At 72.8% G+C, this 12,145-nt stretch carries 12 protein-coding genes and 1 pseudogene; 7 read left to right on the top strand and 6 right to left on the bottom strand.

Features of this window, described 5'->3' with window-relative positions; genetic code table 11:
* The first annotated feature begins 8 nt into the window (after positions 1-8).
* Positions 9-617: a YflT domain-containing protein gene (locus BQ6202_RS08105; RefSeq protein WP_072313888.1), complete on the top strand. Its 609-nt coding sequence runs from the start codon at positions 9-11 to the stop codon at positions 615-617.
* On the opposite strand, the gene BQ6202_RS08100 is transcribed toward BQ6202_RS08105, so the two are convergent.
* Positions 600-1,481, bottom strand: a complete 882-nt coding sequence (locus tag BQ6202_RS08100) for a LysR family transcriptional regulator ArgP (protein WP_072313887.1) — start codon at positions 1,479-1,481, stop codon at positions 600-602. The genes BQ6202_RS08105 and BQ6202_RS08100 overlap by 18 nt on opposite strands.
* 85 nt (positions 1,482-1,566) lie before the next feature.
* On the opposite strand from BQ6202_RS08100, the gene BQ6202_RS08095 reads away from it, so the two are divergent.
* The gene (locus BQ6202_RS08095) at positions 1,567-2,247 is read left to right on the top strand and encodes a LysE/ArgO family amino acid transporter (protein WP_072313886.1); all 681 of its coding nucleotides are present in this window, start codon (positions 1,567-1,569) and stop codon (positions 2,245-2,247) included.
* A gap of 31 nt (positions 2,248-2,278) precedes the next feature.
* Here the strand turns inward: BQ6202_RS08095 and BQ6202_RS08090 are convergent, their stop codons facing one another.
* Positions 2,279-3,745: an aminopeptidase P family protein gene (locus tag BQ6202_RS08090; RefSeq protein ID WP_072313885.1), complete on the bottom strand. Its 1,467-nt coding sequence runs from the start codon at positions 3,743-3,745 to the stop codon at positions 2,279-2,281.
* A 34-nt stretch (positions 3,746-3,779) separates the two neighbouring features.
* The gene (locus BQ6202_RS08085) at positions 3,780-4,328 is read right to left on the bottom strand and encodes an ArsR/SmtB family transcription factor (protein WP_072313884.1); all 549 of its coding nucleotides are present in this window, start codon (positions 4,326-4,328) and stop codon (positions 3,780-3,782) included.
* 52 nt (positions 4,329-4,380) lie between these two features.
* On the opposite strand from BQ6202_RS08085, the gene BQ6202_RS08080 reads away from it, so the two are divergent.
* Genes BQ6202_RS08080 through BQ6202_RS08070 form a run of 3 tightly spaced genes read left to right on the top strand, consistent with a single transcriptional unit; the run spans position 4,381 to position 7,306 of the window.
* Positions 4,381-5,709 (top strand): MFS transporter, encoded by a 1,329-nt coding sequence (locus BQ6202_RS08080; RefSeq protein WP_072313883.1) that lies wholly within the window; start codon positions 4,381-4,383, stop codon positions 5,707-5,709.
* Positions 5,710-5,768: 59 nt separating this feature from the next.
* Positions 5,769-6,563 carry an alpha/beta fold hydrolase gene (locus BQ6202_RS08075; protein WP_083587091.1) on the top strand — a complete coding sequence of 265 codons (795 nt, stop codon included), beginning with the start codon at positions 5,769-5,771 and terminating at the stop codon, positions 6,561-6,563.
* A complete protein-coding gene (locus BQ6202_RS08070; RefSeq protein WP_072313882.1) occupies positions 6,560-7,306 on the top strand; it encodes an esterase/lipase family protein in 747 nt (248 codons plus the stop codon). Before BQ6202_RS08075 ends, BQ6202_RS08070 begins: the two co-directional genes overlap by 4 nt.
* 28 nt (positions 7,307-7,334) lie before the next feature.
* Here the strand turns inward: BQ6202_RS08070 and BQ6202_RS08065 are convergent, their stop codons facing one another.
* Complete coding sequence (locus BQ6202_RS08065; protein WP_072314019.1) at positions 7,335-8,357, bottom strand: endonuclease/exonuclease/phosphatase family protein; 1,023 nt, start codon at positions 8,355-8,357, stop codon at positions 7,335-7,337.
* A gap of 85 nt (positions 8,358-8,442) precedes the next feature.
* Between BQ6202_RS08065 and BQ6202_RS15125 the strand changes: the two are divergent.
* Positions 8,443-8,673 (top strand): annotated as a pseudogene (locus BQ6202_RS15125) (PHP domain-containing protein); the annotation flags it as partial.
* Here BQ6202_RS15125 and BQ6202_RS15120 read toward each other — a convergent pair.
* On the bottom strand, positions 8,566-9,273 hold the full coding sequence (locus BQ6202_RS15120) for a hypothetical protein (protein ID WP_234946159.1): 708 nt from the start codon (positions 9,271-9,273) through the stop codon (positions 8,566-8,568). The pseudogene BQ6202_RS15125 and the gene BQ6202_RS15120 overlap by 108 nt on opposite strands.
* A gap of 525 nt (positions 9,274-9,798) precedes the next feature.
* Positions 9,799-11,295, bottom strand: a complete 1,497-nt coding sequence (locus BQ6202_RS08055; protein ID WP_234946158.1) for a DEAD/DEAH box helicase — start codon at positions 11,293-11,295, stop codon at positions 9,799-9,801.
* A gap of 119 nt (positions 11,296-11,414) precedes the next feature.
* Here BQ6202_RS08055 and BQ6202_RS08050 point away from each other — a divergent pair, with 119 nt between their 5' ends.
* Complete coding sequence (locus BQ6202_RS08050; protein WP_072313880.1) at positions 11,415-12,140, top strand: ferritin-like fold-containing protein; 726 nt, start codon at positions 11,415-11,417, stop codon at positions 12,138-12,140.
* The last annotated feature ends 5 nt before the right edge of the window (positions 12,141-12,145 follow it).

Raw genomic sequence — 12,145 nt, 5'->3', positions numbered from 1 at the left:
GGGTGAGCATGTTCCAGCGATCCGCCCTCGGAGACCAGCAGCTGCCGAAGGGCGTCGTGGTCGCCTCGTTCGAGACCTACGACCAGGCCCAGGCGGCCGTCGCGAAGGTCTCGAGCTCTGACACCGAGCTCGCCGGTCTCGCCATCATCGGCAACGACCTCAAGCTGGTCGAGCGGATCGTCGGCCGCCTCACGTGGGGCAAGGTCGCCATGCGCGGCGCGCTGCGCGGTCTCGGCTTCGGCGCCTTCCTGGGCCTGATGTTCCTCGTCTTCGTGCCGGAGGCGATCGGCTCGGTGCTCGTCTTCCCGCTGCTCGGCCTCGCCTTCGGCATCCTGCTGGGCGTCGTGCAGCACTCCATCGTGCGCCGCAAGCGCGACTTCGCGTCGACGCAGCAGGTGCTCGCGACCCGCTACGACGTCGTCGCACCCCAGGAGATCTCGGGCCGCGCGATGCAGATCATCGGGCAGCGCGAGGCTGCGCAGCAGCCGACGGCCGCCCAGCTGCACACGGCGCCGCCGCCGCACGGCGACCCGCTCGCCCCGCCGCAGGGCACGGACGCCCCGCAGCAGCCGGAGGCGCACCAGCCCGGCGCCCCCGCGTCAGGCGATCGCGCCTGACGTCCGCGCCGCATCCGCGACCGCGTCGCTGACGAGGTCGAGCAGGGGCGAGGCGAGGTTCCACCGCTGCCACCACAGCGGCACCTCCACGGTGTCCTCCGCGAGCACCACGAGCGAGCCGTCGGCGACGCCGCGCTCGAACTGCCCGGGCAGCAGCATGCCCCACCCGAGCCCCATCTGCACCGCCTGCGCGAACTCCGCCGAGGCAGAGATGATGTGGCGCGGGGCCGCCGCGCGTGCGCCATGGCGCCGCGCGAACCGGGACTGCAGCGAGTCGTTCGCGTCGAAGTCGACGATCGGCGCGCCCTCCAGCGCTGCCCGCGTCAACCCATCCGGGAACCACCGGGCCGCGAACTCGCGCTGCGCGATCGGCACGTAGCGCATGCGCCCCAGCGGCGTCGAGAGGCAGCCCGCGACGGGCTCGCGCTGCGCCGTGACCGCGGCCATGACCGTGCCGTCCTGCAGCAGCTGGGCCGTGCGCTCCTGGTCCTCGCGATGCAGCTCGAAGGTCGCGGGCAGGCGCTCGGTGACGGCGATGAGCGCGGGCATGAACCAGGTGATGAGCGAATCGGCGTTGACGGCGAGCGGGATGCGCGGGGCGGGCGCGGCATCGCCGAGCGCGGTGCGCGCGTCGTGCTCGAGCACCGCGAGCTGGCGTGCGAGTCGCACGAGGGCCTCGCCCGCCTCGGTGGCGCGCACCGGCTTGGTGCGCTGCAGCACGATGCGCCCGACGCGCTGCTCGATGGCGCGGATGCGCTGGCTGACGGCTGAGGGGGTCACGCCGAGGGCGGCCGCGGCGCGCTCCAGCGTGCCCGCGTCCACGACGGCGGCGAGGGTGCGCAGGTGGTCGAGGGGCAGGTCCATGGCGAGAGCCTAGATGAAGCATCGCTGATGATGCTGCAGGAACCTTCGCTGGACTGCATCTGAGCGCACGCCTAGCGTTGAGCGCATGGACCAGGGAATCGTCGTGTTGCTGTCGGGCTTCGCGCTCTGCTTGGGGTTGATCCTGTCGATCGGCGCCCAGAACGCCGTCGTGCTGCGCCAGGGCCTGCGCCGCGAGCACGTCGGCATCGTGGTGGCGGTCTGCGTCGTGAGCGACGCGATCCTGCAGTTCGTGGGCGTCGCGGGCGTCGCCACGCTCGTCACCGCGCAGCCCTGGCTCGAGACGCTCGCGCGGTGGGCGGGCGCGGCGTTCATCGTCGGCTTCGCCGTGCTGAGCGCGCGGCGAGCGATCCGAGGCGGCGGCACGCTCGAGGCAGCGCCCGACGAGGCGGAGGAGGGCGAGCCGGCACCCGGCGGCACTACGGGCGAGGGTGCCGTCGCGACCCGCCGCCGCGCGCGCAGCGGTCGGATGGCGACGCTCCTCACGATCCTCGCCGTCACCTGGCTCAACCCGCACGCGATCGTCGAGACGACGGTCGTGCTGGGCTCCGTCGCGGCGACGCACGGCGACGACCGCTGGTGGTTCCTCGCGGGCGGCATCGCGGCCAGCACGATCTGGTTCGTGGCCTTCGGCTACGGAGCCCGGTTCCTCGCGCCGCTGCTGCGCACCGAGCGCGCCTGGCGCATCCTCGACGGCGGCATCGCCGTGATCATGCTCGTCATCGCCGTCACGCTCGTGCTCGGCTGACAGGCTCCGCTGCTGCGAGCGGATGCGGGGGTCAGCGCGCGCGCACCTCGCGGATCCAGGACTCGACCTCGCCGGCGGTGCGGGGGATGGCGCCGGAGAGGTTGATCGCGCCGTCGGCGGTCACGAGGATGTCGTCCTCGATGCGGATGCCGATGCCGCGGAGCTCCGCCGGCACGGTGAGGTCGTCGGCCTGGAAGTAGAGGCCGGGCTCGATCGTGAAGACCATGCCCTCGCGCACGATGCCCTCGTGGTAGAAGTCGCGCCGCGCCTGGGCGCAGTCGTGCACGTCGAGCCCGAGGTGGTGGCTCGTGCCGTGCACCATCCAGCGGCGGTGCAGCTGCTGGTCGGGCTCGAGCGAGACCTCGGCGGAGACCGGCAGGAGGCCCCACTCGGCGGTGCGACGCGCGATGACCTCCATCGCCGCGGCGTGCACCTCCTTGAAGACGATGCCGGGTCGCACGATGGCGAACGCCGCGTCGGCCGCCTCGAGCACGGCGTCGTAGATGCGTCGCTGCACCTCGCTGAACTCGCCCGAGATCGGCAGGGTGCGCGTGATGTCGGCGGTGTAGAGGCTGTCGACCTCGACTCCCGCATCGAGCAGCATGAGGTCGCCCTCGCGCACGGCTCCGTCGTTGCGGGTCCAGTGCAGGTAGCACGCGTGGTGTCCCGATGCCGCGATGGTGTCGTAGCCGACCGCGTTGCCGTCGAGCCGTGCTCGGCGGTGGAAGGCACCCTCCACGACGCGCTCGCCACGGTCGTGACGGGTGGCGACGGGCAGGTCGGCGATCACGTCGTCGAAGCCGCGCGCGGTCGCGTCGACTGCCGCCTGGATCTCGGCGACCTCGTGCTCGTCCTTGACGAGCCGCAGCTCGCTCAGGTCGCGGGCCAGCACGTCCCCGTCGGGATTCACCGTCGCGAGCTGCGCCTCGATCGCGGGGTCGGCGCCCGTCACGACGAGCACCTCTCCCTCGGTGGCGAGCGCGGACTCGAGCTCGTCGAGGTCGGCGACCTCGAGCCCGAGGTCGGCGGCGACGTGCTCGAGCGAGGGCCGCGGCCCCACCCAGAACTCGCCGATCGCCGGGTTGGCGTAGAACTCGGTGGTGCCGCGACCTGCCGGGCCTCGGAAGTACAGCGTCGCCCGGTGCGCCTCGGCGCCCTCGACGGGCTCGAGCACGAGCACCGAGTCGGCCTCCGCATCCGACCCCCACCCGGTGAGGTACGTGAAGTCGGGATGCGCGCGGAAGGGATAGTCGGTGTCGTTCGAGCGCACCTTGAGCCCGCCGGCAGGGATCACGAGCCGCACGCCAGGGTGCAGCGCCGAGATGCGTTCGCGGCGCTCTGCTGCGAACGCGGCGGCCGCGCGCGGTGCGGGCCTCGCCTCGGCGCGCTCGGCCCACCCCGTCTGGATGTGCTCCGTGAAGGCGGACGACGTCGGTGTCGTCGAGCGGTTGGTGGTGGCCGCTGCGGCGGCCTGCGTCGTCGTGGAGTCGCTGCTCATGCCACCAGTCTCGCACCGGTGCGGCGCGGATGCGTCAGTCGCCTGGCGCCGCCGGGTTGAAGTCCGAGTAGACGGCGGTGAAGGCGCCCAGCGTCTCGCCGTCGGCGTCGGGGCCGCGATCCTTGAACTCGGTCATCAGCTCGGCGAGCCGCCGCTGGAACTCCTCCCGGTGCTCGGCGTTGAGCTTCATGCCCATCCACGCCACGTCGATCTCGTCGGGGCCGAGGCCCTCGATCTGCTGCAGGAAGGTCTCGATGAGGATGGGGGAGATGTTGGGCACCGGCGTGCTCCAGGAGCGGCCGGTCGCGCGGTAGGGCACCTCGCGCGCGCCGCCGGTGCCGCTGCGCTCCTGCTCGGCGGCGAGGAAGCCGGTCTGCACGAGGGTGCGCACGTGGTGCAGCATCGTGCCGGGATTCATCTCGAGCAGCTCCGCGAGCTCCTTGTTGGTGCGCGCCTCGAAGGCGCACAGGCGCAGCACGCGCAGGCGCAGAGGAGAGCTGAGCGCGCGAGCCCTCGCCTGCAGCGTGGCGTCCGAGTCGTCCTCGCCGCTCTCGACCCCGGGGTGCTCTCGCTCGCCAGCCATGCATCGAGCATAGTGATTGAGGTTCTTCGATCGATGGCGCATACTGATTGGCATGTCCCAATCAGAGGTGCCGAGCGCAGCCGCCAGCGAGCCGATCGAGCCGCACCAGCCGACGGCGGTGCCGGGCGCGACCAGCGGCTCGCTGTGGCGCGACGGCAACTTCCTGACGATGTGGTCTGGGCAGGCGCTCGCCCAGGTCGGCTCGCAGGTGACCGAGCTCGCGATCCCCGTGCTCGCCGTGCTCCTCCTCCAGGCGAGCGAGCTCGAGGTCGGCCTGCTGAACGCCGCCGGCGTCGCCGCCTTCCTCGTCGTCGGCCTGCCGGCCGGGGCCTGGATCGACCGGATGCGCAAGCGCCGCGTGATGATCTGGGCGGATGCGGTGCGGGCGGCCGCGCTGCTGGCGCTCCCGCTGCTCTGGTGGGCGGGCTCGCTGCAGATGTGGCACCTCTACGTCGTCGCGCTCGTGGTCGGGGTCGCCACCGTCTTCTTCGACGTCTCGTACCAGAGCATCATCCCCTCGCTCGTGCGGCCGGGGCAGATCGCCGAGGCGAACGGCAAGCTCGAGGCCACCCGCGAGCTCGCGAACATCGGCGGGCCGGCGCTGGGCGGCTGGCTGATCGGCATCGTCAGCGCACCCTTCGCGATCCTGACGACCGTCGTGACCTACATCGCCTCGTTCGTCGCGCTGCTGCTGACGCGCGACCACGAGGAGCCGCGCGCCGCCGAGGACCGCGGCCCGATCCTCACCGAGATCGCGGAGGGACTGCGCTGGGTGTTCGGCAATCCGCTGCTGCTGCGCATCGTCGGCACGACCGGCATCTCGAACTTCTTCAGCACCATCTCGTTCACGATGCTCCCGATCTTCCTGCTGCGCGAGCTCGGCCTCACGCCGGCGGCGATGGGCGTGATCTTCGCGCTCGGCTCGATCGGAGGCCTGGCCGGCGCGGTCGCGACGCCCCACATCGTGCGCTGGATCGGTGAGGCGCGCGCGATCCCGGCGAGCGCCATCGCGTTCAGCGCGGTGGCCTGCATGCTGCCGCTCGCCGCGACCTTTCCGGCCGTCGCCTTCCCGCTGCTCGTCGTGCAGGGCTTCATCGGCAGCTTCACCGTGCTCCTCTACAACATCACCCAGGTCACCTTCCGGCAGCGCATCACGCCGCCGCGCCTCCTCGGCCGCATGAACGCATCCGTGCGGTTCTGCGTCTGGGGCGTCATGCCGATCGCGGCGCTGCTCGCGGGCGTGCTCGGCACCTGGCTCGGCGTCGTGCCGACGATGTGGATCGCCGCGGTCGGGCAGCTGCTGTCGGCGCTCTGCGTTGTGATCGGGCCGTTCTGGGCCATGCGGGAGCTGCCCGATGCGGACGCGCACCCGGCGCCGTGAGCCCTGCGGATGAGGGCCGGGGGAGCGGGTTCGCAGGCACGCCGTCCTACCCTGGAGGGATGAGAACAGCGCCGCGGCCGACCTTCGCCGAGTGGCGCGCCGCGACCGATGCAGCGTCGGGGGCGAGCGTCGCGGCACACGTCGAGGGCGATCACGTCGTGCTGCTCCACCGCTGGGCCAGGGCGGGAGCGCCGACGGTGGTGCTCGTGCACGGGCTCGGTATGGGGCAGCAGTCCTTCGGCATGCTGCGGGCGCAGCTGTCGCGATCGTTCGACGTCGTCGCGCTCGACCTGCCCGGCTTCGGGCAGTCACCCGAACCGGCCACCTCGCTGCCGATGGTGGAGCTCGCCGACCTCGTGGCCGCGGCGCTCGCATCCCTCGTGCAGACGCCGGCGATCCTCGTCGGCCACTCGATGGGCGCGCAGATCGTCGCCGAGGTCGCTGCGCGGCATCCCGCGCTCGTCGAGCGCGTCGCGTTCGTGTCCCCGACCGTGAACCCGGCCGAGCGCTCTGCGTGGCAGCAGGGGCTGCGCATGGTGCAGGACCTCAGGAACGACCCCCCGATCGTCATCGCCGTGGGAGCGCGGCTCTACCTGCGGGCAGGCCCGCGCTGGTACCTCCGCAAGCTGCGCACGATGCTCGAGCACGACCTCCGGACCCCGCTGCCGCACATCGTGCAGCCGGCGCTCGTGATCCGCGGCGATCAGGATCGCGTCTGCCCACCGGACTGGGCGCACGAGGTGGTGGATGCGCTGCCCGACGGGGCGCTGCGCACCATCGAGGACTGTGGGCACGAATCGATCGTCACGGGCGCCGACCGCCTGGCCGCCATCCTCGAGGAGTTCGTCGGATGAGCATCACGCCGCGGGAGGTCGCCGTCTGGGCGCGCGACTACGCCTTCGCCGCGCGCATGCACGTGCGGTCGACGCTCGACCCGCGCCCGCCGCGCCTGCGGGGCATGCCGGGCGCTCGGGTCCACGTCGTGCTCATCCCCGGCGTCATCGAGCGCTGGCCGTTCATGGAGCCGCTCGCTCGGCACCTGGTGGCGGCCGGTCACGCCGTGCACTTCCTGCCGGAGCTCGACCGGCACACGGTGCCCGTGCGCGAGGCGGCGGTGATCGTGGGTGCCGCGCTCGACCGGGTCGCCGCCGCGCATCCGCACGCGCAGGTCGTGCTCGTCGGGCACTCCAAGGGCGGGCTCTCCGGCAAGCGGCTGCTCATCGACCGCGCGGTGGAGCCGACCACGCCGCAGCCTGCCGGGCTGATCGCGCTCGCGACGCCCTTCGCGGGCTCGAGCCGGGCGAGGCTGCTGCTGCGGGTGCCGGCCATCCGCGAGTTCGACCCGACCGACGAGCGGCTGCTCGCGCTCGCGGCGGAGCGCGGCGCCGACCTGCGCATCCGCGTGATCCTGCCGGGCATCGACCCGCACATCCCCGAGAACCAGATCCCCGAGGGCGTCACCGGTGTGCGGCTGCGCGCGAACGGTCACTTCCGCCCGCTCGCGACGCGGGAGGCCGCGCGCGCCGTGCTGGCCGCGATCGACGAGCTGGTGCCCGCGCCCTCCGACCGCGACGACCTCGCCGCCCCTCGCCCCTGACGCCCGGGCGCTGATGCTCGTGGCGGGCTCAGCCGGTGCGGCGCAGCTGCACGACGACCGGGCGGTGATCGGTGCCCGAGTCGTCGAGGCCCGTCAGCACGCGGGCGGAGACGGGCGTCCAGTCGGAGGTCGCGACGACGTGGTCGATGTTGGCCCCCAGCCACGGCGGCGCCCAGGTCGGCCACGTGCCGACCGCGCCCGCGCCGACCGCCGATGCCGCGTCCCGGCACACGCCGAGGTCGCCCATGGTGCCGTCCGCGAGCGCTGCGCGGTGCGCCCACCAGTGATCGACGGTCGAGTTGAAGTCGCCGCCCATGATCACGGAGTCGGAGCCGTCGCAGAGCCCAGCGACGAACTCGAGGTCGGCGCGCCAGTTGCGCATCTGCTGCGGCACCGGCGCGACGGGATGCGTCGAGACGAACACCGGTCCGTCACCGTCCTGCGGGCGGGCGACCACCGTCGGCAGGGTGCGGGTGCCGCCCACCTCCTGGTCGGCGGTGTAGCGGCCGAGCTCGGCGGAGACGAGCAGCGTGGTGTTGAGCGCGCCGTAGGCGGGGGAGTAGCCGTTGGTGAGCACCCAGAAGCGCTTGTCCGCCGCTCGCAGCAGCTCGGCGACCGCGACGCCCGTCGTGAGGGTCGTCTCGGGCAGCATCACCGCATCCGCCCCCGTCTCGTCGATGATGCGGGCGATCTCGTCGACGCCCGGCTCGTCGCCGAGGGTGTTCCACGTGAGCACGACGAGGTCGTCGCCCGAGCCGTCGACCGACTGCGACGCGTCCAGCCCGCGCGAGACGTGGATGCCCGTGGAGACGAGCGCGAAGACGATCAGCAGCGAGACCACGCCCAGCACGAAGGGGCGCACCCGTCGCCAGCCGACGAAGCACAGGAACAGCAGCAGGAGCACGAGCGCGATGCCGACGACGCCGATGCGCATCGAGACGACCTGCGCGATCACGGGCGCCTGCTCGAGGCCGAGCGCCTGCGGCCACGCCGCGAGCGCCAGGCACGCGGCGATGACGATGGCGAGCAGCCAGCCGAGGATCGCGAGCACGATGCGAGCGTAGGCGATGCTGCCATGCGCGGGCTCTGCGCACCGGCGCGCGGCGGCCGTCGGTCGCCGCGCGTAGGCTGGCGCTATGGAACGAGATCGGGTGCCTGAGGCAGCAGCGGCGCCCGGTTCGGCGGCGGCGTGGGCTGCTGCGGCGGCGTTCGACTGGTCGGCCGCGGGCGCCGCCGATCTGCATGCGCACTCGCGCGAGTCAGACGGCACGGATGCGCCGGCCGACGTCGTGCGCGCGGCGGCCGCGGCCGGGCTGGGCGTCGTCGCGCTCACCGACCACGACACCGTCTCGGGCTGGGCTGAGGCGAGCGACGCGGCGCGCGAGGTCGGCATCGCGCTGCTGCCCGGTGTCGAGTTCTCCTCGCAGATCGGGCCGGCCAGCGTGCACGTGCTGGGCTACCTGCTCGACCCAGAGTCGGCGGCGTTCATGGGTGAGCGCGAGCGCATCCGCACCGAGCGGGTGACGCGGGCCGAGCGCATGGTGCACGCCATCGGTCGCGACTACCCGCTCACCTGGCAGCACGTCGAGGAGCACTCGGCGCCCGGCGCGACCATCGGGCGGCCGCACATCGCAGACGCGCTCGTCTCGCTCGGCATCGTCGCCGACCGATCGGCCGCGTTCGACGGCATCCTGCACTGGCAGGGCGGCTACTACCAGCCGCACCGGGCGCCGGCGCCCGAGGAGGCGATCAGGATCATCCACGACGCCGGCGGCGTCTCGGTGCTCGCGCACCCGGGTGCGCGCGGGCGGCCCGTCATGCACCTGGCCGCGCTCGGCGACCTCGCGGCCGCCGGCCTCGGCGGGGTCGAGGTCTGGCACCGCGACAACGACGACGCTGACCGGGCGCAGCTGCTCCGCGACGCCGAGCGGCTGGGACTCCTCGTCACCGGCTCGAGCGACTACCACGGGCTCGGCAAGCCGAACGTGCTGGGGGAGCACACCACCGACGGTGTCGCGGTGCCCGGCCTCGCGGCCCGTCGGTCGGCGGCCATGCCGGGCGAGACCAGCGCGTCCGCGGTGTGCGGCCGCCCGACGGGCGCGCCGGGCGCCGCGCGCTCCCCCTCCGGCGTCCAGGGTAGGAGGCGCCACTCACATGCGGGAGGCGCCACTCAAGCACGCAAGGCGCCACTCACATGCGGGAGGCGCCACTCAAGCACGCAAGGCGCCACTCACATGCGCGAGGCGCCACTCAGCGATGCAATGCGCCACTCACATGCGGGAGGCGCCACTCAAGCACGCAAGGCGCCACTCGAGCACGCAAGGCGCCGCTCGAGCGCGGGAGGCGCCGCTCGAGCACGGGAGGCGCCACGCGAACGCGGGGCGCCGCTCGGGCGCGGAGCGCGTCGCGCGCTCCGCGAGGCCGCCAAGGCGAACGGCCGCCCCGCGCATGCGGAGCGGCCGTTCACCGAGCACTGCCGGGGACGGAGCGCGTCAGTTCTGGGGGGCCTGCGCGGCCCCGCCGCCACCGGTGCGACGACGCCGACGCCGCCGCTGCGGAGCTGCGTTGCCGTCGTGGTGCTCGACCCCACCACCGTCGTGCGTGCCGCGGCCCTCGGGCTGCTGCGAAGCATCCGCCCCGCTGTCGCCGCCGGAGCGCCCGCGGCCACCGCGGCGCCGACGCCGCTGGCCCTCGGCGCCCTCGGTGCTGCGCTCATCAGTGCGCTCGCTGCCGCGCTCACCGGCGCGCTCACCGGCGCGCTCGCTGCCGCGACCGCCGCGCTCGCCACCCCGGGAGCGAGGTGCGACGCCCTCGCGCTTGGCCTCCTTGTGGGGCGGCGTCGTCGTGAGCCGGCCCTTCACCCCCTGCGGGATGTTGAGGTCGGAGTAGAGGTGCGGGCTCGACGAGTAGGTCTCGACCGGCTCGGGCTTGTTGAACTCCAGCGCGCGATCGATGAGCGCCCACTTGTGCAGGTCGTCCCAGTCGACGAAGGTCACGGCGATGCCCGTGCGGCCGGCGCGGCCGGTGCGGCCGACGCGGTGCAGGTAGGCCTTCTCGTCCTCTGGGATCGTGTGGTTGATGACGTGCGACACGTCGTCGACGTCGATGCCGCGCGCGGCGACGTCCGTGGCGACGAGCACATCCTTCTTGCCGGCCTTGAACTGCGCCATGGCGCGCTCGCGAGCCTCCTGGCTCATGTCGCCGTGCACGGCAGCGGCCTGGAAGCCGCGGTCGATGAGCTCCTCGGTGAGGCGTGAGGCGGCGCGCTTCGTGCGCGTGAAGACGACGGTCTTGCCGCGGCCCTCCGCCTGCAGGATGCGCGAGACGACCTCGTCCTTGTCGAGTGCGTGGGCCCGGTAGACGATGTGCTCGATGTTGGCCTGCGCGATCGTCTCGTCGACGCCGGCGGCACGGATGTGGAGCGGGCGCGACATGAAGCGGCGGGCGAGGCCGACGATGGCGTCGGGCATCGTGGCCGAGAACAGCATCGTGTGGCGCACGGCCGGCACCTTCGAGAACAGCTTCTCGACGTCGGGCAGGAAGCCCAGGTCGAGCATGCGGTCTGCCTCGTCGAGCACCATCTCCTTGACGTTCGAGAGGTCGAGGATGCGCTGCTGCACGAGGTCCAGGAGGCGGCCGGGCGTGCCGACCACGATCTGGGCGCCAGCCTTCAGCTGGTCGATCTGGCCCTCGTAGGCCTTGCCGCCGTAGATGGAGACGACCGTGGTCGGACGGTTGGAGGTGATGATCTCCATGTCCTCGGTCACCTGCACGGCGAGCTCGCGCGTCGGCACGACGATGAGCGCCTGCACGCCCGGCGCGGGCGTCTCGCCCAGCCGCTGCGAGAGGGGGAGGCCGAAGGCGAAGGTCTTGCCGGTGCCGGTCTTCGCCTGGCCGATGATGTCCTGTCCGGACAGCGCGAGCGGGATCGTCTGCTGCTGGATGGGGAAGGGCTCGAGGATGCCGCGGTCGGCGAGTGCCTGGACCATGTCGGCGTCGATGCTGAGATCTTGGAAAGTCAAGGGAGTGTTCCACCTGTTCGTATGCTCCGGCAATCCTAGCGGCGGCATGCGTCGGCGGGTTCCGAACCGCCCCTAGACTCCTTCCCGTGGTGAAGTGGTTCGATCGGACGCCGCGCGACGTGACGCGCCAGCTCCTCCGGCAGCACCGGGTGCCGGTCGTCGGCGACCGCGTGCTGCTCTCGGACGTGCGCCCTGCGCTCGTGCCCTTCGTCGGCCAGGCCCTCGGGCTCGAGCTCGAGCTGGTCGTGAAGTCGGGCCGCGTGCTCGACCAGGCGCCGACGCTCGCCGCGCGCACCGAGCTCGCCGAGGTCGTGCGGATGCACGCGAGCCGCGCGAGCGCCTTCGCGCGCATCCTCGAGGGAGAGGGCGTCGACCCCGAGGAGGCGATCCGCCCCTTCGTCGAGTCGATCCACCAGTTCTCCAGCGCGATCGAGGGCGCCGACTGGTACGAGCAGCTGCTGGCGATCCACGTCGCCTCCGGCCTGCTCGAGGACTTCTTCGTCGCGATCGTGCCGGGTCTGCCGGAGCAGGATCAGGACGCGATGCTGCGGGCGCTGCGCGGGGAGAGCGCGCATCCGCACCTCGTGCGCCTGCTGCGCGAGGCCATCGATGCGACGCCGCGGCTCTCCGACCGCATGGCCGTGTGGGGGCGCCGGCTGGTCGGCGACACCCTCTTGCAGATGTACCTCGCGGTCAACGGGCTCGACGAGACCGGTCGCGCGGTGCCGAGCCAGAAGCGGCTGGAACCGGCGTTCAACGACATCGTCGCCTCGCACACGCGCCGCATGGACGAGCTGGGGCTGACCGCCTGAGCGAC

Origin of the sequence: Agrococcus sp. Marseille-P2731 (assembly GCF_900117395.1) — a bacterium.
Classification (GTDB): Bacteria; Actinomycetota; Actinomycetes; order Actinomycetales; family Microbacteriaceae; genus Agrococcus.
Note: the sequence above shows the minus strand (reverse complement) of the source record. Positions and strands in the feature narration are given on the sequence as shown.

Coding starts and splice junctions, on each gene's coding strand:
- BQ6202_RS08105 (WP_072313888.1), top strand. CDS start 9: ATGTTCCAGCGATCCGCCCTCGGAGACCAGCAGCTGCCGAAGGGCGTC.
- BQ6202_RS08100 (WP_072313887.1), bottom strand. CDS start 1,481: ATGGACCTGCCCCTCGACCACCTGCGCACCCTCGCCGCCGTCGTGGAC.
- BQ6202_RS08095 (WP_072313886.1), top strand. CDS start 1,567: ATGGACCAGGGAATCGTCGTGTTGCTGTCGGGCTTCGCGCTCTGCTTG.
- BQ6202_RS08090 (WP_072313885.1), bottom strand. CDS start 3,745: ATGAGCAGCGACTCCACGACGACGCAGGCCGCCGCAGCGGCCACCACC.
- BQ6202_RS08085 (WP_072313884.1), bottom strand. CDS start 4,328: ATGGCTGGCGAGCGAGAGCACCCCGGGGTCGAGAGCGGCGAGGACGAC.
- BQ6202_RS08080 (WP_072313883.1), top strand. CDS start 4,381: ATGTCCCAATCAGAGGTGCCGAGCGCAGCCGCCAGCGAGCCGATCGAG.
- BQ6202_RS08075 (WP_083587091.1), top strand. CDS start 5,769: ATGAGAACAGCGCCGCGGCCGACCTTCGCCGAGTGGCGCGCCGCGACC.
- BQ6202_RS08070 (WP_072313882.1), top strand. CDS start 6,560: ATGAGCATCACGCCGCGGGAGGTCGCCGTCTGGGCGCGCGACTACGCC.
- BQ6202_RS08055 (WP_234946158.1), bottom strand. CDS start 11,295: ATGGTCCAGGCACTCGCCGACCGCGGCATCCTCGAGCCCTTCCCCATC.